This window comes from Psychrobacter sp. MES7-P7E (assembly GCF_002863645.1).
Lineage (GTDB): Bacteria > Pseudomonadota > Gammaproteobacteria > Pseudomonadales > Moraxellaceae > Psychrobacter.
In genome coordinates this window covers 25,281-46,049 of record NZ_PJBU01000076.1, presented here as the reverse complement: position 1 = coordinate 46,049, position 20,769 = coordinate 25,281, and the positions used below count along the sequence as shown (strand labels likewise).

Genomic DNA, 20,769 nt, shown 5'->3' with positions numbered 1-20,769 from the left:
ACTCTTTACTAGGAGCGAATCATAAAAGTAAGACGAAATGCTTAAATAGCAAAATCTCATCCTACTATCAAATAATAAAATTAACAAGGAAACATCATTCACTAAGTAAATACTTAGGCTGTTTAATAATGATAATGTATAAGTGGCCTACTCTAGAAGCTATAGTCATCATCTAGAAATTAGATGCAGCAACGTTAATATAAACAGTAAGTAATCATTGATACCTTTAATTATGCTTAACCGTTATCTATTAATAAACAGCTATTGATGACTGTCTGTTATTTAGCATCGTATCTAGGTCAGACTAACGATATAATTACTCGTATCACCATTCATAAATAAAGCTTTCTTAGACTATGACTATCAATCAACAAGACTTCACGACATTACAATCAACAGCAAATACTATATATAGCGATAGTATCGAGAAAAAACCTATCGAAGAAAATATCTCTCAAACTGTAAATAGTAGTGCCGGAACAGATCTAATCGAAGAAGAGCTGCCTGAAGAAGATAGCATCGATATTACGCATCTGCGCACTCCTATAAAGGTAGACTTATCTCCTGTTTATAACTTCTTGGGTGCTCGAACCACGCAATCTTGGGTAGATGCTGCGATTGAAAATCTACCTATGATTATTCAAGACCATGCTAACTGCGAAAAAAAGGCCGCTGGTACTGCGATGAATTTGATATTTCGTTATGAATTCTCGTATGACTTGCAACGTAAACTCGCACAGCTAATACGTGAAGAGATGCTGCACTACGAGCAAGTATTGGGCATCATGAATGAGCGTGGGCAGGAATGGAAATATCTAAGTGCTGGACGCTATGCTAAGGGTATATTGAAGCACAAACGCACTTACGAGCCAGCAGCGATGGTTGATGTATTAATAATTGGGGCATTTATTGAGGCGCGCTCTTGTGAGCGTTTTGCAGCGTTGGCCGAAGTCATCGATGATGAACGCTTAGCGAAGTATTATCGTTATCTACTCAAGTCAGAGAGTCGTCATTTCGAAGATTATCTTGCGCTTGCTCAAACACTGTCAGATGAGAATATAGACGAGCGAGTCGCGTTCTTTAAAGAAGTAGAATCTGAATTAATCAGTAGCCCAGATGCTGAGCTGCGTTTTCATAGTGGCACACCTGCTTAAAGCCCATGCCTTACCTAAACATATTACCTATTACCTATTACCTATTACCTATATAATGTAGAAAGTAAAAATGTAGGAAGCAAAAAAGGCACTGTGTTTGATACGAGTTATATACTCTTACCAAACACAGTGCCTTTTTATCTATATACAAATGCCTAGTTATGTACAAATACTAATAGCTATTGATATAGTTAATTTTTACTTGTCATCTTCCATCAATGGACTGTCATACTGTTTGTTACTCTTAGCGACATTATGCGGATCATGATCTTCTGTAGCCTTTTCTGCTGCGGCTGGATTTGCTTTCTGTAATGCATCATCAGGAACAATACCATTATTGTCATCTGCATCTTTCAAATTATGATCGTTATTGACGCTTTCGTTATGTGAGTTATTCATTGGTACTCCCTACTATGATAATTACTCGTCTAACCCAAGAAACACTATATATCTTTTGAGATTTAAACCCATTTAGTCTTTCTCATCAGGATTTAAGATACGGGTTTGTGCGTTATCAATATTGGCATAACGATTTAAATCATTAATACCCTCACTCTTGGGTGCTGCACTACCGACAGTATCTTCATTGATATTGTCATCAAACGCGGTACTTCCCTCTTGATCACGGCGATCTGGTTGACGCGCTGGATTGTCATTATCATTTACATGTTCTGAGTCGACAACAGACTCATCAAAAGTATCAGTTCCTTTGTTCTCAGTAGTATTTCTTTCAATTGCACTATGATCATCAGATCCTAGTACCTTTGTCTTGTCTATTGCTGAGTCTTTGGCTTGCATTATCATATCCTCTTTTTATATTTATAATTTTGTCGATTTGGTTAGCCCGCTGTTAGCTATACTCCTTTACTCATTACCTTTTTGGCTCAAGTCGTAGGCACTTAATTCTGCTGCATTCTTGCCACCTGCTGGAAGATTTTCTTCTTTACGTGGATCAGCATAAACTTCGTCAGTCTCTTGCGAGTCTTGCTCAGGGCCATCAATTTCAGGCTTGTGCTTGCGCCCTGCGTAGCTATCTTTAGGGTTTTCTAACTCATTAGCAGCAGGGTCATCCACGATTACTTTTTCTTCTGTTTCCGTTGCTACTGGTGTTACTGGTTCTTGCATAGTCATGGCGTATCCCTCGCTTTATTATTAATTATTAGGACGATGTTCGATGTTATAGATTACTTATCAGTACGTAGATCATCATCAATAAAAGGCGTTTGCTCTTCTTCACTTAATGATTCAGGGGCGTCGACTTTTTTATTCTCTGCTAAGTTTTTCTCAACTTCCTGACCATTTACCTGTTCTGCAGCTTGTTTTATATCTGAATTGTCATCATTAGTAGTACTCATGGTTTATTTCCTATTATCATGATTTGATTACATGGTTTTAAAACATTAAATCGATATACGTTTCGAGATTGCACCAACGCCCAAATGAGTAACCAATACTTATCAAGTAGCGTCAGAATTGATATTAATTATAGGTATGACCTTGGGTAATGCACCAGTGTACTGCCGTATCAATATGTGAATAATTGTGAGGTTGCAAGTCAGTTTGTAACTTTTGCAATTGGTGAGCAAAAAAAACCAAGCACCAGTATTTACCAGTGCTTGGTCAGATAGATAATTGAACAGCTGATTATCGCCTAAAGGTGCTTTTACGAATTAGCTAGACTCTTCGACATGATTAATCTTTTTTAGTAAATGCTCTTGTGCGACATGTGGCTCCTCACCTGCTGCTGGCTGTAGCTGCTGCCAAACGCCAGTGCCATCAAGTGTCCACGCTTGCGTATTATCCCGTAAGTAGTTAATCAAGCCATCTTGATAAATCTGTTTAAACAGCTTTTTGTTCTCAATCGGGAACGCCACTTCTACGCGATGGAACAGGTTACGATCCATCCAGTCTGCACTACCGCAGTATAAACGCTCATCGCCATTATTATAGAAATAATAAACGCGCGTATGCTCTAAAAACCGTCCGATAACAGAGCGCACAGTGATGTTTTCAGACAGCCCTTTTACTTGTGGACGTAGACAACACATAGACCGCAGAATTAATTCAATCTTAACGCCTGCCTGCGAGGCATCATATAACTTATCAATGAGGCGGCGCTCAGTGAGCGCATTGGCCTTAATAACGATATGAGCACGTGTGCCCGCTTTGGCATGAGCGATTTCATCATCGATAAAGCTCATCAATTTCTCATGCAAAGTAAACGGTGCATGTAGCAGTTTTTTGAGGTTGGCAGGCTTACCCATGCCGGTTAACTCTTGGAATATTTTATGAACGTCTTCTGAGATATCAGGATCAGCGCTAAACAGACCATAATCTGTGTAGACTTTCGCATTGGCCGCGTGATAGTTACCCGTACCCAAATGGACATAACGGCGGATTCGGTCGTCCTCGCGGCGTACGATTAGCATGAGCTTTGCATGAGTTTTATAACCGACGATACCGTAGACCACGACCGCGCCTGCTTCTTGTAGATAGTTAGCAACTGCAATATTAGACGCTTCATCAAAACGCGCACGCAGCTCAATAACAGCCGTGACTTCTTTACCATTACGAGCGGCAGCTGCAAGTGCCTTGACGATTTCTGAATTGGTGCCTGAACGATATAGCGTTTGTTTAATCGCCAATACTTTGGGATCGCTGGCCGCTTGCCAAAGTAAATTGATAATCGGAGAAAAGGCATGAAAAGGATGATGAACCAACACATCACTTTTACGCATGGCGGCGAACATACTGGTCGATTTATCTGACTTATCCATTTCTCGGCGAAATGCCTTTGGCACGACATGAGTAAATGGCTGATAGCGTAGTGCAGGAATATTAAAGTCAAACAGCAAACGCGTTAGGTTGACGGGGCCATTGACACGGTATAGCTGATTGTCATGCAACTCAAACTCATTGAGCAAATACTCACTGATGTGCGTTGGGCAATCGGTTGTTACTTCAAGACGCACCTTATCACCGAAGCGGCGGTTTTCGAGCTCTCCTTCTAGTGCTTTGGCAATATCTTCGACATCATCGGCCAAATCTAAATCAGCATTACGTGTCAGCCTAAATTGGTGACAGCCTGTCACACTCATGCCAGGGAATAGCTCACCGATATGCTCATGAATGATAGCGGATAGCATCACATGATGCTCTTTGCCACCCGTCAGCTCATCTGGCAAGCGAATTACGCGTGGAAGACTACGCGGCGCAGGCACAATCGCTAAGTTGATATCGCGTCCAAAGGCGTCTTTTCCTTCCAATGTGGCGATAAAGTTTAAGCTTTTATTTACAAGACGCGGGAACGGATGCGCAGGATCAATACTAATCGGTGTCAATACAGGTACGACTTGCTCCGTAAAATAGCGCTTCATCCATGCAGACTGCTCAGCGTTTAGCTCATCACGTTTGAGATAGCGAATATCCTCAAGCGCAAGCGCTGGCAAGATGTCCTCATTGAGAATACGGTACTGCTCACTGATTGCGGCATGAGTGATAATAGATATCTCGTTTAGCACTTCGCTAGGACGCATGCCATGAGCACTGGTCGATACATCACCGATGTTAAGCTTTTGCATGATGCCAGCGACACGAATCTCAAAAAACTCATCGAGATTGGATGAAAAAATAATCAAGAAAAATAAGCGTTCAAGCAGTGGGTGACGCGAACTAGATGCCTGCGCCAATACTCGCAGATGAAACTGTAATAAAGACAAATCACGATTGATATAACTGCTCGGTGAATAGCTGCCATCTTCTGAGCGTTGCCATTCGATTTCTGCTAAATTATTTGGGCTATTATCTATATTGATGTCTTTATTAACATTGTCATTAGCGCCGTCTTCAACATTATTAACGTCAATCATATCGTTAACATCACTACTGCACTGATTACTAGTCATCTCTACCACGTCACTACTCCTTTTGCGTTATCGATACGCCATCATCTTTTATCGTTCTGTCTTTTCTAGGGCATGTCCTAGTTTTATTCGAAATAGCCGAGCCTACAACATTCGATCATATAACCTAACCTAGCCCTAATGATTTATATTTACGAAGCTGCTTGCGGTAATACAGCATTTTTCATGCGTTTTTTGATAATACGTTGCTTGTTACGCAAACGCTTATCACCTTGATTGTCTTCGTAGTACTTTGGATTGGTAAGCATCGCAATCAGAAGTGCTGACTCATCTCGGTTTAGATTGGCCGCAGACTTATCGAAATAATGATGCGCTGCCGCGTCGATACCATAGATACCATTGCCAAACTCCGCCACATTTAGGTAAGCAGTCATAATGCGCTGCTTGTCCCACAAGGTCTCAATCATCACAGTGATGACAGCCTCTTCCGCTTTACGCACATAAGAGCGATGCGAGGTGAGGAACAAGTTCTTTGCCAATTGCTGAGTAATCGTTGAGCCGCCAGCAGACATTTTGCCTGTCTCTTCATTTTTCTTTTGCGCCGCTTTGATACCTTTAAAGTCAAAACCGCTGTGCTGACTAAACGTCGAGTCTTCACTCACAATCGCTGCTTGCTTGGCAGATTTGGCAATCGCATCATATTCAGCCCATGTCTGAGTGACCGTACCGCCCGTTAGTCGATGCGTCAACATAAACATACTGTTGTTAATTGGCTGCGTTTTCCAAATTAATAATAGCCCGACGACCAATATATGGAATGCGACAACCAATAGCATAATTGCCAATAACAGACGTTTGATAAATGTGCCAAAACTTGCCATGCGCGATATCCGAGTGGTTAAAAAAGTAATAAGATAAGATAGATACTCTATTAATGACTATGAGACATCAACTAAGAATCAATGATTGTAAACGGGCCATTTATAGCCAATCATTAACTGCTGAGCATTCGTCATTAATAATGATCAATAGCAGGTCATCTTACCTAATCTCACAATCGCTGTCATTATTTACCCCACTTCTTTATGATGTAATAATAAACCAACTATTTTTTACTTTTTATCAAAATAGCCTAATAGTCAGCATTTTTTGGCATACTTTAAGCTCAGAGATCTCACCATGCATAATAATAGTATAGAAGTATTACGAGCGCGTGTTATCGCCGCAAGTCCACACCTTAGTGTCACTGAAGATAATCCTCAATGGTGGCTACTAGGGACCTCTGGTTGTCATTTGTGTGATATCGCTGAGCAAATACTTGCACAGTTTCAGTCGGTACAGCCAATCACTTACCAAAATGTCGATATTGCAGAATTTGATGAGGCGCTTATGATGGATTTTGCCACGTCTATCCCTGTGATTTTGACTCCATCAAAACGATTAGACTATCCATTTTCAGTCATGGATTTACAGCAACTGTTAGCTCACAACTAACGGCACTTTGTTTTGATGTTATAGAGCTTTTAAATTTCTTATATTAGAATATCTACCGCTAATTTTAGCTAGTATGGTATTTCAATATTTGCTAGACTACTTTTATATTTTGTTTGGTAAATTGATTATACTAATGCTAATGATTTACTGATCAATAATCTCAACTCTCTAATCTTGCACTCTGTTAAATCATATACATACAATTCTCAGCGAAAGCACCTAAGAGCAACTATTAGGGCGTGTTTAACACGCCTTAATAAATATAGTTAGCTGAATGTAAAACTGTTATAGATTTAAACGCGCTACTGGTATAAATTTTACTTGCGTGCTGCGTTCCCAGAGGCTGCGCAAAATTCATCCCAGTAGCGCTATGACATTTTTAGAGTGTATCGACTATAGTAATAACTTAGTATGACTTTAAAACCAGTAAAAAATAAGCTGGTATACACAACAATAAGGACTGTTAATAACAATAAGGACTGTTAATTATGTACACTTTCTTAGCCTTAGCGCCAATTCTCGTTGTATTCATACTACTCATAGTTATGCGCCTGCCAGCTAAGATAGCTATGAGTATTGCCTATTTGGTGACAGCTCTGCTAGCCTTTTTCATTTGGCACGCTAGTGGTGCTCAGGTAGCGGCTGCTACTGTTAATGGGATTATTGTGGCACTTACTATTTTATTCATTGTATTCGCAGCTATTTTACTGCTGAATACGCTGAAAGAAAGCGGCGCTCTTGTCGCCATACGTAAGGGCTTTATGGATATTTCACCTGATAGGCGCGTCCAAGCGATCATTGTGGCATGGTTGTTCTGCTCTTTAGTAGAAGGTTCATCAGGATTCGGAACACCATCTGCAGTGGGTGCTCCGCTGTTGTTGGCTTTAGGCTTTCCAGCGATGGCATCGGTCATGGTTATTCTTATCATTCAATCTACACCCGTATCATTCGGTGCAGTTGGTACGCCTCTACTACTTGGCGTTTGGTCTGGTATTACTGATAAACAAGATTTAGCACAGTCCATTGCCCCTACTACTGCCGAAAATTATTTATTACAGATTACAGCTAACGTAGGCCTTGTACATGCGCTTATTGGGTTTTTGATACCTTTAATTTTAAGTGCTTTTTTGACAAGGTTCTTTGGTGAAAAACGCTCCTTCATAGAAGGGCTTAAAGTATGGCCATTTGCCATTTTTGCAGGTCTTTGCTTTACTATTCCTTATTTTTTGGTTGCTAAATTTCTAGGGCCTGAGTTCCCTTCACTCATTGGCGGTTTCATTGGGTTGTTAATTGTACTTCCCGCTGCTAAGCGTGGTTTTTTGATGCCTAAAGATACTTTTGATTTTGCCCCTCGCGCAAAATGGGACAAAGACTGGCTGGGTACTTTAGACGAGGTAAAATATGATGATTCAGCAACCCCAAAGTTCTCTTTAATTCGTGCATTTTCGCCCTATTTCATTGTGATTGCCTTATTGGTCATAACTCGAGTGATTGCACCACTCAAAGCTTTTCTGGTAGGGGATTTAACAACCATTAGCCTTACTAATCTTTTTGGTACAACAATCTCTAGTAAGATACAGCTCGCCTATTCTCCTGGTAGCATTCTAATTATTACTTCTTTATTATGTATTTTACTGTTCAAAATGAATAGCCAAGCGGTAAAGCGCAGTTGGAGTAACTCGGCAAAGACCATGGTTGCTGCCGCACCAGCTTTGCTATTCTCGGTGCCTATGGTACAAGTATTCATTAATTCAGGCTCAGCCGCTGAAGTCGCTACTGCGCTACCGGCTATGCCAATATTACTGGCTGAAAGTGCTGCCGATGCTTTTCAAAATGCGTGGCCGCTAGTGTCTCCATGGATTGGGGCAATGGGTGCTTTCATCGCCGGTTCAAATACTATTAGCAATATGATGTTTTCATATTTTCAATGGTCAACAGCCAATCAGATCGGACTCAATAGCGACCTTGCAGCACAAGTAATAGCCTTGCAAGCTGTGGGTGGTGCGGCTGGTAACATGATTTCGGTGCATAATGTGGTAGCTGCTTGCGCAGTAGTCGGCTTGGTGGATAAAGAAGGCTATGTGATTCGCAAAACACTGCTAGCGATGATTTATTATGTCGTGCAAGCAGGTTTGATCGGTATGGCTATCATCTTCGGTCAAATATGGTGGTGGGCTTTAGCCGTTCTCTGGCCCATAACATTCTTTGGACTGATGTCTTTTTGTGGCAAATTTTCCCGTAGAAAACTGAATGGACGATAATCAGGCAAGCTGACGCTATTAAACTAGATCTAGTAGCGTTAGGTTAAGGTTGCCTTCTAGTTAAAACATAACAGCAATAAGAGATAAACCTATGAAAGACTTAACTAAAATCACCGAAATCGAAGATCTGCGCCGCGTTGCTGAGCGTAAAGTGCCGCGTATGTTCTATGACTATGTCGATTCAGGCTCGTGGACTGAGACCACCTATCGTAATAACGAGACTGACTTTGACCGTATCAAGCTGCGCCAGCGAGTATTGGTCGATATGGATAACCGCAGTCTGGCAACGAGTATGATCGGTGAGCCAGTCAAGATGCCTGTAGCCATCGCCCCAACGGGGTTTACCGGCATGATGTGGGCAGATGGTGAGATACATGCCGCACGCGCCGCTGAAAAATTCGGCGTGCCCTTTTCACTATCGACCATGAGCATTTGCTCTATCGAAGATGTCGCCACTCATACTAGTAAGCCGTTTTGGTTTCAGCTGTACGTGATGCGCGATCAAGACTTTATGGCCAATCTGATTCGCCGTGCCAAAGAGGCCAATTGCTCAGCACTTATCTTGACCGCCGACTTACAAGTGCTTGGACAACGTCACAAAGATATCAAAAATGGTCTATCCGCACCGCCTAAGCCAACACTAAGCAATATGATCAACCTCATGACCAAGCCGCAATGGTGTATGAATATGCTGGGCACCAAACGTCGCACGTTTGGTAATATCGTCGGTCATGCACAAAATGTTGAGGATCTGTCATCACTCTCTGCTTGGACGGCAGAGCAATTCGATCCGCGTCTGAGCTGGGACGATGTGGCGCGTATCAAAGACATGTGGGGCGGTAAACTTATCATAAAAGGTATCATGGAGCCTGAAGATGCTATTATGGCGGCTCGCAGTGGCGCGGATGCCCTAGTCGTCTCAAACCATGGCGGTCGTCAATTGGATGGCGCGTTATCTTCTATCTCTGCCCTCTCTGACATCGTACAGGCAGTACAAGCCGAAAACAGCGATATCGAGGTATGGCTAGACAGTGGCGTTCGCTCTGGTCAAGATGTACTAAAGGCTATCGCATTAGGCGCAAAAGGCACGATGATCGGTCGCGCTTTTCTCTACGGATTGGGAGCGTATGGTGAAGACGGGGTGCGCCGCGCGCTTGAGATTATCTATAAAGAGTGTGATATATCTATGGCATTCTGTGGTCATACCGATATCAATACTGTCACGGATAATATCTTGGTAAAAGGCACGTATGAAAACCTCAAAGTGGGTCGTTTTTAGAGCGGCTGATTGTAGAACAATCAACGTTTAAAACTGGCTATACATAACATAATTTGCTCATACCCTTTATACTGTCTCTATAACATTTTGATGACAGTTAGCCTTTATGACCATTCAACAATTATTAAAAACAGCGCCCGTCACTACCCTGCTATTAGCCTGCTTTATTGGGCTATTTGTCATGCAGATAGTCACTGGCGTCGATGCCAATAACCCGTCAACTGAAGCGTTAGTTAAATGGGGTGCCAACGCCTTACCCTTAACGATGATGGATGACCCATGGCGCTTGGCCAGTAGTGCGTTTTTGCACATTGGTCTCATGCATCTACTATTTAATGGCTTTGCCATGTATTTTTTTGGGCAGATTGCCGAGCCGATGTTTGGCTCAGCCAAGTTTTTGGCATTGTTTTTGTTGGCAGCCATCGGTGGCAACTTGCTCAATAACTATGTCACATGGCAAAGTATCATAGAAGGAACAGGACAGCCCGGCCTATCAGCGGGAGCTTCTGGTGGTATCATGGGTATCGGTGCGGCGTTACTGATCGCTGCCCTGTTTAAAATATCGGTCAATGGCATGGTGCTTAACCTCAAAAGCCTGATATTTATTATGGGCATCAACCTCGTCTATGGGTTTGCCGTACCGGGTATCGATAATGCTGGTCATATCGGCGGCGCGATCACAGGGCTTGTTATTGCCTTAGCTTTTGCGATTGGTTACCGTCAGCGTCTCGCGGTCGCTATGCAAAATGTCGCATCTGAGCAAGCGCAGCGTCTCCAGCCTTATCAAACCAACTATTCATACAGCGCTCACGACACCCCATCATATAACAGTCATTATAGTGGACAGTATAAAGACCAACACGATAACCAAAGCCGTTATGATGCTACTCCTCTCGATCAATCACCTCACTTTGCTGCCAATTCAACTGAGCAAGATACTGCGGTTGCAAACAATGAAACGAATACATCAGACATATATGCCGATAGCGTTAATACTATCAATTCACCGTTAAACAATGGCACTGTTCATAATAGTATTGAACCCGAAGCACTTAAAAAACCTTCCGTTATTTGGCAGCTATTACCATGGCTTGCGATGCTACTTATTAGCATTGGTTTTGTCTGGTGGTGGCAAGATATTCACCAGCAATTACTACAAGTACTAAAAGCCATTGAGTAAATGCTCATACTTATCTATCATTGCTATATAGCTCCCAAAAACAGCATACTGACCAACATCACTGATTCCTTTTATTGCTTACTCTTTTGAACACGTTTTGCTTACTCGCACCACTCAGTTATTTATACTCACTTACGAGATCCAATTATGTTAAAACTTGCAGCGCTACCTAATATCTCTACACGCACTATGTTTAGCGCGTTTACCGCTACTGCACTATTTAGTGTGGCTAGCCTGTCTAACGCCGCACTTTTTAATGACAACTTGCCGACTGACAAAGATGCTGAGCTTAGCGTTGGGGTCAATGTCATGGCGGTCAAATCCGCCTATGATCTCGAAGACAGCACTGAAGTGCGTGTGTTACCGGGCGTGTTTTATGACAATAATAGGATCTATGCGCGCGGTGCTCAAGCGGGTGCGTACTTGATCAATGATGGTGTCAATCAGCTCTCTGCTTACGCGCAGCTCGCAGGGAATTCGTTTGATCCTGATGATGCTAATGGTGCCCTGCAAGGTCTCGATGAGCGCAAACTATCCGCAGAAGCAGGTATAAGCTACCAGCGTCGCACGCCTATCGGTGCGTTTCGTGGTCAGTTTGCGACCGATGTGTTGGACGAAAGTGGCGGTAATACTGGTCGCTTAACTTACCTTGCCAAGATCACGAGAAACAAGCTGACGGTCTATCCAAGCATCGGCTTTGAGTATCATGATGCTGACTATAATGAATACTACTATGGCGTCAGTGAAAAAGAGTCAGCAGAGACAGGCGTTGATGCGTATAAATCTAACTCAAGCTTGAATCCGTATATCAACATCAGTGCTAACTATGACTTTAATGAGCGCTGGGCAGGGTTTGCCAATCAAAGCGTGAGCTATGTACCGAATGAGCAGTACGATAGCCCAATGGTCGACTCACGTACTGAAGCAGCGACGACGCTTGGTTTGCTCTATAAGTTTTAATAAAGCTTATAAATTTGATATGAAAAAGACCTTACCGCGTGATGTGGTAAGGTCTTTTTATTGAATGATTTTAGATGTAGTGCAAACACAACATGCCGATAAATTGCATAATTATTGAAATGGATGCGTGGCAAGAAAAATGAGAACTCGATCTCTTTAAATGTATACTATTAAATACATCATATTCAAGGTAGTAAATTATCGTGAGTCAGAAAGAACTAAAGAGTTTAGAAAATCGGTTCAACCATATGATGGAAAATGATCCGAGTACTGAGTTTTATAGTCATTATCAACAGTTGAAACCTCATCTTGACGAGCTTGAAAGAGATATGGCTAGACGGAATAGTCTAGTAAAAGAAAAAGACTACGAATGGATGAAGTGGATTGTCGCTATAGCAGCTGGTGTATTTTCGGTGATCGTCACGCAAATATCTAAAATGTCATTACTATCAATAGAACAATTGGTTTTACTTAAAATTGCTATATCAGCAAACGCACTTGGGATTGTACTTGGCGCTATTTACCTATACACGGATGTAAAGCACGAAAAAGATTTGGTTCGCAAGCTGCAAATTCAGCGCTATTCTTTGCTACTAGAGAATAAAAAAAGATACGAGAACGTCATAATCTCTGATAAGTTATGGTTTTCGGGCCTTTGTAAACCACTCAGTTTAACTTGCTTTTTGATCTTTATTTCTATTTGGGTTGGTTTTGTCTGGCAGATAAATATTTCAATTCCAGTACCATAGTAATTTTTTCAATATCTACAAAATCAAAAATATATATATTCTGACGCGAAAAGACCTTGCCACATTCCATGACAAGGTCTTTTTACTATTTTAAAAAACTATTAGATAGCTTACTTAGGATGTACCATATCAGCAGGAATGACCCACTCATCAAACTGAGCTTCAGTTAATAGCTCTAGCTCAACCGCCACTTGCTTCAAAGTTTTGTTTTCTTTATAAGCCGTCTTAGCGATTTTTGCGGCATTTTCATAACCAACATGACGGTTCAATGACGTCACTAGCATCAATGAATTATGCAAGAAATCATCGATTTTGTCTTTTACTGGCTCGATACCAACGGCACAGTTTTCGTTGAAGCTGTTGCAAGCATCGCCAAGCAGTTTGATAGACTGTAACAAGTTAAACGCGATAACTGGCTTATACACGTTTAGCTCAAAGTTACCTGATGCGCCAGCCATGCTGATAGTCGTGTCGTTACCCATGACCTGAGCGACAACCATAGTCATTGCTTCTGACTGAGTTGGGTTTACTTTGCCTGGCATGATAGAAGAACCTGGCTCATTTTCAGGAATCGTCAACTCACCAAGACCACAACGAGGACCTGAAGCCAACCAACGTACGTCGTTAGCGATTTTGTTTAAGCTGCCCGCTAATGTTTTTAGTGCGCCTGACGCAAATACTTCTGCATCACGAGCTGCTAATGCTTCAAATTTGTTTGGTGACGTAACGAATGGCAAGCCAGTCAAAGTCGCTAGTTGCTCAGCTGATTTTACCGCATAATCAGGGTGGGCATTTAGACCAGTACCAACCGCAGTACCGCCTAGTGGCAATTCATATAGACCTTGTAGCGCGTTGTCGATACGAGTCAATGAATGGTCAAGTTGGCTGACATAGCCGCTGAACTCTTGGCCTAAGGTCAAAGGCGTCGCGTCTTGTAAATGCGTACGACCGATTTTTACAATGCTATCAAATTCTTTGGCTTTTGCCGCTAGCGTATCGCGTAGTGCTTTTACCGCTGGAATCAACAAGCTGTTGATTTGACGCGCAGCAGCCACACGAATCGCCGTTGGGAAGCTATCGTTGGTAGACTGTGCATGGTTTACATGGTCATTTGGGTGAATTGGCGTATAGCTGCCACGCTCAGAACCAGCGATTTCGTTAGCACGGTTGGCCAATACTTCGTTCATGTTCATGTTTGACTGGGTACCAGAACCTGTCTGCCATACAACCAATGGGAACTGATCGACCAGACCACCATTGATGATTTCGTCAGCGGCTTGTACGATAAGATCACGCTTGTCGCCTTCGATACGCTCTAGGCTTGCATTGGTAATCGCAGCGGCTTTTTTGACCAGTGCCATCGCTTCAATCATTGGACGCGGCAAAGTCTCGCCACCGATTTTGAAGTTTTCGCGACTACGCTGAGTTTGCGCACCCCAATAAGCATCAGCTGGGACTTCTACGTTGCCCATGGTGTCTTTTTCGGTACGAGTTGCCTGATTCTGTGTCGACATAACTACCCTCTTTGATGGTTTGTTGTTTTATGACTGCTTCGTAAAAAGTGCAACAGCTGCTGCACATAAAGGAGAATACGATGTAAAGTGGCGTTATGATAGCATGACTAGGGCGTGTTGAATATTCACAAATAGCCTTGAGCGATGCCTAAAAACGAATGTCTAAAAACGCCTGTCATCATCAATCTAATACTTCATTGGATGGGATACCTATGCACTCTAAAATTATGCACTCTGAAACCATGAACCCTAAACCAATACGACCTGAGCCAAATAACTTTGATTCAAACAACCTTGATCCAAATAATTCGGATTCAAAAAATGCTGAACCATCCGAAGCTGTCATCAGTAATCCGCCTAGACGGCACTTTACTCGCCAACGTCGCCAGTTAACTGATGGCGAACGTAGACAACTTGCTCAGTCTGCGAGCTTACATTTGACCAAACTACAGCAGCGATTGCCTACACATGCACGTATTGGGCTTTATTATGATGGATTTGGTGAGCTACCTACTCAGCTAATATTAGACTGGTGTCAACGCTTAGGCTATTTACCTTATTTACCAGTCGTCGGATCACTTGGTCGTGCTAGCAATGGCAGCGATGATAAACGATTGCGCTTTGTACCTGTTTATCATTCAAAACTGGTCAATGTCCCCACTCGCATTCATCAATTAGGTATGAAGCAAAACCACAGCCGCGCTCTATTATGGGCCTCAGAACTAGACGTGATTATTTGTCCACTGGTGGCAGTAGACCTAAACGGCAACCGTATGGGCATGGGTGGCGGGTTCTATGATACAACGCTTGGTAACAGCTATCGTTCAGGGGCTTCAAGGCCGTTAAAAATTGGCTGGTGCTATGATTTTCAAGTGGTTGAACAATTAGCGCGTCAACCGTGGGATGTGCCTTTAGACAGCTTAATTACCCCAAGCGGCATAAGGTGGTTTTGATGAAAAATAACAATAAAAAATTTGAAAAAGACTCTAGCGCTGCTGATTCCAGTGCAGACAGTGTGGATGAATATTTGCAAACATTAGGCAATGAGGACGCTAGGGAGCTGCGTTACTACAGTCAAGAGCAACCTTTTAGCGCTGAGGAGATGACAAGGCTAGTCAATGAAGAGCGCTTAAATGAATTGCTCGCGCAAAGCGATGCGTTTTTGAGTAGTTTGAATGGTGAGATAAAAGATTTTGATGAATAACACATATATAACTGATAGAGCATAATTTGAAGAAACGCGGTTATATGTTAGTTTGATTTGATCGACGTTTTCTTTTTATTGCCAAACTATTGTTTCTATATAACCTATAAACTATACTTATCGCAAATAATTATCATTACAGTATAGGTCGTTGATCGTGGACAAAGTAAAAAAAGAGTTTATGTCGCCCGCTTCGCTACAAGTTTGTTTTTATTTGTTCGTGCTATTACTACTGGCCACGCCTGCGGCTTATATTTATGATTACGACGGCTTTGATTTTGCTGAACTAAGAACCTTTTTGCTAGCGCTTGCAGCATTTTATACCTTCGCGCTTAGCACTCACATTGAAATGCGTCATATAAAGTCCTCTAGCAGCACATCTTTTCTACATTTTTTGATCCCTATATCTCAATGCTTTTCTTTGATTCTACTATCTTTGTTTGCGTTGGCCACTATTGAATACATCAACGGTGATTTGAGGCTAGATCGTGTTTATGACCCCTTCATTACGCTGTTTTTCGTATATCTGTTGCGCAAAAATATAGAAAGTATAAAGCAAGATATCGGTACTTAAGATAACCGTCTAATTTAATTATTCTAACAATCCTATAACTAATGCAAAAAAAAGACGCTTAATCATAAGCGTCTTTTTTGTTAGATACTTGGATTGAGCTAAAGGGCTGACTGAACTGCTTACAACACCATCGCCGCAATCCAGCCAAACGCCAGTAGCGGTATATTGTAATGAATAAATGTTGGCACCACGCTATCTCTGATATGGTCATGCTGACCGTCGATGTTTAGACCCGAAGTTGGCCCCAATGTCGAATCTGACGCAGGAGAACCGGCATCACCCAGCGCACCAGCCGTACCTATAATAGCAACGGTTGCTAATGGCGAAAACCCTAACGAGATACACAGCGGCACATAGATCGCAGCCAAAATAGGAATAGTCGAGAAGGACGAGCCGATACCCATGGTCACAATCAAACCAATCAAGAGCATGATAAAGGCAGCCATCGCTTTATTACCACCGAACAGTGACGCCGCCCCATCAACGAGTGGCTGAATCTGCTCTGTGGCTTTCATGACTTCAGCAAAACCTTGCGCCGTAATCATGATAAAGCCAATCATCGCCATCAATTTAATACCATCATTAAAGACGCCATCAGCATCACGCCATTTGACCACGCCTGTCGCCATAAACACGCCAAAGCCAAACATCGAGCCAAGTAGTAGCGAATCAGTGTATAGCTGCACGACGAAAGCCGTCACGATAGCAGCCAATGCAACCAGCGTCTTTAGCTTGCTTTGCAACTGAGCGCCAGCGGCTGTTTTACTTAATGCATCGCCTTCTACGACGGCATCATGCGCTTGCTGGTCTATCGCAATCTGCTGATACTCGCGCGGCTTACGGTAGCTTATAAATACCGCGACCAGCAGACCAATGAGCATGCCAAGCGCAGGAATTGCCATGGCTTTCACCACAGAGATATTGGCAACATCAATGCCCGCTTCACCAACGTTTTTTAGCATAATTTGATTGAGGTAAATATCACCGAACCCATACGGTATAAACATATAGGTGGTGACCAGTCCAAAGGTAATCAGACAGGCAATCAGGCGTCTATCAATCTGCATACGGTTGAACGCCAAAAGCAGTGGCGGTACAAGCAGTGGAATAAAGGCAATATGAATGGGGATTAGGTTTTGACTAAAGCAGCTCATGGTAATGAGACCTGCGAACAGCATGTATTTAATCATACCACTGGTGCCCGCGGCATCAATACGTCTAATTACTGTCCCTGCCAATGATTGCGGCAAACCCGAATGCGCAATCGCTACCGCAAAAGCCCCCAGCAAGGCATAAGATAGCGCAATCTGCGCGCCATTACGGATACCTTCTTGGAAGGCATTTAACGTGTCGGTAATACCCAGACCTGCTAACAATCCACCTGCCAGCGCCCCGATTAATAAACTAAGCACCACGTGCACTCGCGAAAGTGACAGTCCTAGCATAATGATAACTGCCAGCAGTACCGCATTGATGGCCATGTGTTGCCCCTTGCTCTTTATAGCTTGGTCTCATTGAGACCGATGAATATTGACACTAATGAATATCGCTATGATGTCTAAAACGTCTCAATATGAGAGCCTGTTTTAGACGCGCGCCAGTTTACCTTATTTTGGGTATAAAGCCTACGCATAGAACCGATTAGGCATCAACATAGGTAGCCAAATATCACCTATACATCTAAACCCTCTTCTATAATTTCTGACTGTCTTTATCCTTCATTGACCAATCACGCTATTGACGATATATCATTACCGACACATCGTTGATAACATCGATAACATTGTTTACTAGGCACTCAGACAACTATTTAACAAAGATAAGCAGACGACTTCGCTAATCAGCCTTGCAATTTTTTTCGTGAGCACCATTTATCTAGACATGAACCACGAACTTGACTTTACAAGTCCGGGGAACGAGGAAAAACATATGAGTGAACATAATATTGATAAAGACAACATCGACATCGATGTATCATCTGCCCTGAACACTGACACGACGTCTGATGCAAATACTGACACTGACGCTAACATCAGTGCTGACGCGAATAATGAGACAGAAAGCTCATCTACGGATGCGTTAAATGCCTCATCTGACGCTGTTAAAGACAATGAAGATGAAAGCTATTTGCCATTGCTGGCATTACGCGACGTCGTCGTCTATCCACATATGCAGATTGCATTGTTTGTGGGACGCGCGCCATCGGTGAAAGCGGTTGAGTTGGCACAGGCTGAGTATGGCAACAAAGTACTGGTAGTCGCGCAAAAAGACTCACTGACCGAAGATATTGATCAAGATAACTTGTATCAGTACGGTACGGTGTGTCGCATCGTTAGCACCATGCCACACGATAGCGATGAGAACTGCATTAAAGTATTGATCGAAGGTCAATACCGCGCTCGTGTCGATAATATAGAAGGCCATGACGATTTATTAATGGCGAGATTTGAACGTGCCGACCTTGATGTCAGCATGGATGAGAGTCAACAGAAAAACACCATTCAAGCATTAACCACATTATTCGAAAGCTATGCAGATGCGCGACTTCGCAATGCACGTGAGCTGACTCGTGTGGCTAAGCGTATCGACGACTTGCTTGAGTTGGTTTATTTCATCTCAACTCGTGTGTCGATGGACCTTGATATCAAACAGTCTTTCTTAGAAGAAGACGATATCAAAACGCATATCAATACTTTGACTGAATATCTAGTCAAGCAAAGTGCTGAGCAAAATATCGAACAAGATATCCAAGATGCTGTTCGTCAGCAAATGGAAGACAATCAGCGTGAATACTTCTTAAATGAAAAGATGAAAGCCATTAAAAACGAGCTGTCAGATATGAATGACGGCGCGTTCGATGGTGAAGATGATGTGGCTGAGCTAGAGCAGCGTTTGGAAGATGCTGACCTACCAGAAGACGTGCGCAAAAAGGCTGAGCAGGAATTCAAAAAGCTCAAAATGATGCCACCTGCGTCAAGTGAGTCATCAGTAGTACGCAACTATATTGAATGGATTTTGGACACACCGTGGAATGCGACGACCAAAGTATCTATCAATCTAGACAAAGCTAAGACGGTATTAGACGAAGACCATTACGGTCTACAAGATGTAAAAGACCGCATCTTAGAATATCTCGCCGTACAATCACGCGTGAAAAAGCTTCGTGGTCCGATTCTATGTCTCGTCGGTCCTCCAGGTGTCGGTAAAACCTCGTTGGGTGAATCAATTGCCCGTGCCACTGGTCGTAAGTTTGTGCGTATGGCGCTTGGTGGCGTACGTGATGAAGCAGAGATTCGTGGTCATCGCCGTACCTATATCGGTGCAATGCCAGGTAAAATTGTTCAGTCATTGGCAAAAGTAGAAGTCAAAAACCCACTATTCTTATTGGATGAAATCGATAAGATGGCGCAAGACTTCCGCGGTGATCCAGCATCAGCGTTGCTTGAAGTATTGGATCCATCACAGAACGATACATTTAACGACCATTATTTAGATATGGACTTAGATTTGTCGCAAGTGATGTTCATCTGTACTGCCAACAGCATGGATATTCCGCCTGCGCTGCTTGACCGTATGGAAGTCATTCGTCTGCCGGGTTATACCGAAGAAGAAAAAGTTAATATCGCACAGAAATACCTAGTGCCAAAAGCGATTAAGCAAAACGGTCTTAAAGAAGGTGAAATTGAGATTGTTGAAGCAGCATTGCATAGCATCGTGCGTAGCTATACGCGTGAAGCAGGTGTGCGTAACCTTGAGCGTGAAGTGAACAAGATCTGCCGTAAAGTGGTTCGCGGTTCGGTTGAAACTCATGGCGCACGTGCTCCGAAAAAAGCAGAACGTCAGCTAGTGACCGTCGATGACAAAAATATCGATGACTATCTAGGTGTACATCAGTATGACTACGGTCTGGCTGAAGAAGAGCCTGAAATTGGTCGTATTACTGGTCTTGCATGGACTCAGGTCGGCGGTGAGCTATTGACCATCGAAGCGGTCGGTATGAAAGGTAAAGGCGAGCTTAGCTTTACCGGTTCACTAGGCGATGTAATGAAAGAGTCGATTCGCGCAGCTATGAGCGTGGTTCGTGCTCGCGGTGATAGCTTAGGTATCGACTACGAAACGTTTAAAACAACAGACGTCCATGTGCATATGCCAGAAGGCGCCACGCCAAAAGACGGCCCATCTGCTGGTGGTGCACTGACGACAGCGCTAGTCTCTGCGTTGACAGGTATTGCTATTCGTCCAGATATTGCGATGACAGGTGAGATTACCTTACGCGGTAAAATCCTACGTATCGGCGGTCTCAAAGAGAAGTTGCTTGCGGCACATCGCGGTGGTATCAAGCATGTCTTGATCCCAGCGACTAATGAGCGTGATTTGGCGGATATCCCTGATAACGTGAAAGAAGGCTTAACCATTCAGCCAGTCGCGACGATTGAAGAAATCTTAAAGGTTGCTTTGGTGAGTATGCCAACACCAATTAAGCCTGCCAAAGTGACTGTTGATAAAACCTCTGGCAAAGCACTGCATAATTAATTGA

Annotated in this window: 19 protein-coding genes; 11 read left to right on the top strand and 8 right to left on the bottom strand. The window is 42.9% G+C overall.

Annotated features, from left to right (window positions below; all coding sequences use genetic code 11):
* Nucleotides 1-356: 356 nt before the first annotated feature.
* Nucleotides 357-1,154 carry a MiaE family protein gene (locus CXF62_RS04355; protein WP_185156595.1) on the top strand — a complete coding sequence of 266 codons (798 nt, stop codon included), beginning with the start codon at nucleotides 357-359 and terminating at the stop codon, nucleotides 1,152-1,154.
* Nucleotides 1,155-1,352: 198 nt separating this feature from the next.
* Here CXF62_RS04355 and CXF62_RS04350 read toward each other — a convergent pair whose 3' ends face one another.
* The 6 genes from CXF62_RS04350 to mtgA form a co-directional block, all read right to left on the bottom strand.
* Nucleotides 1,353-1,553 carry a hypothetical protein gene (locus CXF62_RS04350; RefSeq protein ID WP_102093063.1) on the bottom strand — a complete coding sequence of 67 codons (201 nt, stop codon included), beginning with the start codon at nucleotides 1,551-1,553 and terminating at the stop codon, nucleotides 1,353-1,355.
* Between the two features lie 72 nt (nucleotides 1,554-1,625).
* Nucleotides 1,626-1,952, bottom strand: coding sequence for a hypothetical protein (locus CXF62_RS04345; RefSeq protein WP_102092250.1), 327 nt, complete (start codon nucleotides 1,950-1,952; stop codon nucleotides 1,626-1,628).
* A gap of 66 nt (nucleotides 1,953-2,018) precedes the next feature.
* Entirely contained in the window at nucleotides 2,019-2,285 is a 267-nt protein-coding gene (locus CXF62_RS04340; protein ID WP_102093062.1) for a hypothetical protein, read from the bottom strand.
* Between the two features lie 53 nt (nucleotides 2,286-2,338).
* Complete coding sequence (locus tag CXF62_RS14680) at nucleotides 2,339-2,509, bottom strand: hypothetical protein (RefSeq protein ID WP_185156594.1); 171 nt, start codon at nucleotides 2,507-2,509, stop codon at nucleotides 2,339-2,341.
* Nucleotides 2,510-2,824: 315 nt separating this feature from the next.
* Nucleotides 2,825-5,023, bottom strand: coding sequence for a polyphosphate kinase 1 (ppk1, locus tag CXF62_RS04335; RefSeq protein ID WP_102093079.1), 2,199 nt, complete (start codon nucleotides 5,021-5,023; stop codon nucleotides 2,825-2,827).
* Between the two features lie 185 nt (nucleotides 5,024-5,208).
* Complete coding sequence (gene mtgA, locus CXF62_RS04330; protein ID WP_102093061.1) at nucleotides 5,209-5,898, bottom strand: monofunctional biosynthetic peptidoglycan transglycosylase; 690 nt, start codon at nucleotides 5,896-5,898, stop codon at nucleotides 5,209-5,211.
* A gap of 298 nt (nucleotides 5,899-6,196) precedes the next feature.
* Here mtgA and CXF62_RS04325 point away from each other — a divergent pair, with 298 nt between their 5' ends.
* The 6 genes from CXF62_RS04325 to CXF62_RS04300 all read left to right on the top strand — a co-directional run bounded on the left by CXF62_RS04325 (nucleotide 6,197) and on the right by CXF62_RS04300 (nucleotide 12,940).
* On the top strand, nucleotides 6,197-6,511 hold the full coding sequence (locus CXF62_RS04325) for a glutaredoxin family protein (protein WP_102093060.1): 315 nt from the start codon (nucleotides 6,197-6,199) through the stop codon (nucleotides 6,509-6,511).
* 488 nt (nucleotides 6,512-6,999) lie between these two features.
* The gene (locus CXF62_RS04320) at nucleotides 7,000-8,772 is read left to right on the top strand and encodes an L-lactate permease (RefSeq protein ID WP_101205167.1); all 1,773 of its coding nucleotides are present in this window, start codon (nucleotides 7,000-7,002) and stop codon (nucleotides 8,770-8,772) included.
* 91 nt (nucleotides 8,773-8,863) lie between these two features.
* Nucleotides 8,864-10,051: an alpha-hydroxy acid oxidase gene (locus CXF62_RS04315; protein WP_102093059.1), complete on the top strand. Its 1,188-nt coding sequence runs from the start codon at nucleotides 8,864-8,866 to the stop codon at nucleotides 10,049-10,051.
* 106 nt (nucleotides 10,052-10,157) lie between these two features.
* Nucleotides 10,158-11,231, top strand: a complete 1,074-nt coding sequence (locus tag CXF62_RS04310; protein ID WP_102093058.1) for a rhomboid family intramembrane serine protease — start codon at nucleotides 10,158-10,160, stop codon at nucleotides 11,229-11,231.
* A 147-nt stretch (nucleotides 11,232-11,378) separates the two neighbouring features.
* The gene (locus CXF62_RS04305) at nucleotides 11,379-12,191 is read left to right on the top strand and encodes a MipA/OmpV family protein (protein ID WP_102093057.1); all 813 of its coding nucleotides are present in this window, start codon (nucleotides 11,379-11,381) and stop codon (nucleotides 12,189-12,191) included.
* Between the two features lie 203 nt (nucleotides 12,192-12,394).
* Nucleotides 12,395-12,940: a hypothetical protein gene (locus CXF62_RS04300; protein ID WP_102093056.1), complete on the top strand. Its 546-nt coding sequence runs from the start codon at nucleotides 12,395-12,397 to the stop codon at nucleotides 12,938-12,940.
* 110 nt (nucleotides 12,941-13,050) lie between these two features.
* Here the strand turns inward: CXF62_RS04300 and fumC are convergent, their stop codons facing one another.
* The gene (fumC, locus tag CXF62_RS04295; protein ID WP_102092240.1) at nucleotides 13,051-14,454 is read right to left on the bottom strand and encodes a class II fumarate hydratase; all 1,404 of its coding nucleotides are present in this window, start codon (nucleotides 14,452-14,454) and stop codon (nucleotides 13,051-13,053) included.
* Nucleotides 14,455-14,666: 212 nt separating this feature from the next.
* Between fumC and CXF62_RS04290 the strand changes: the two genes are divergently transcribed.
* From CXF62_RS04290 to CXF62_RS04280, 3 genes are all read left to right on the top strand, one after another.
* The gene (locus CXF62_RS04290; protein ID WP_227679308.1) at nucleotides 14,667-15,407 is read left to right on the top strand and encodes a 5-formyltetrahydrofolate cyclo-ligase; all 741 of its coding nucleotides are present in this window, start codon (nucleotides 14,667-14,669) and stop codon (nucleotides 15,405-15,407) included.
* Nucleotides 15,407-15,658, top strand: coding sequence for a hypothetical protein (locus CXF62_RS04285; RefSeq protein ID WP_102093055.1), 252 nt, complete (start codon nucleotides 15,407-15,409; stop codon nucleotides 15,656-15,658). The genes CXF62_RS04290 and CXF62_RS04285 overlap by 1 nt, the downstream gene beginning before the upstream one ends.
* A gap of 157 nt (nucleotides 15,659-15,815) precedes the next feature.
* Nucleotides 15,816-16,232, top strand: coding sequence for a hypothetical protein (locus CXF62_RS04280; protein WP_102093054.1), 417 nt, complete (start codon nucleotides 15,816-15,818; stop codon nucleotides 16,230-16,232).
* 119 nt (nucleotides 16,233-16,351) lie between these two features.
* On the opposite strand, the gene CXF62_RS04275 is transcribed toward CXF62_RS04280, so the two are convergent.
* Entirely contained in the window at nucleotides 16,352-17,713 is a 1,362-nt protein-coding gene (locus tag CXF62_RS04275; protein WP_102093053.1) for a Na+/H+ antiporter family protein, read from the bottom strand.
* A 448-nt stretch (nucleotides 17,714-18,161) separates the two neighbouring features.
* Here CXF62_RS04275 and lon point away from each other — a divergent pair, with 448 nt between their 5' ends.
* The gene (gene lon, locus CXF62_RS04270) at nucleotides 18,162-20,765 is read left to right on the top strand and encodes an endopeptidase La (RefSeq protein WP_227526701.1); all 2,604 of its coding nucleotides are present in this window, start codon (nucleotides 18,162-18,164) and stop codon (nucleotides 20,763-20,765) included.
* The last annotated feature ends 4 nt before the right edge of the window (nucleotides 20,766-20,769 follow it).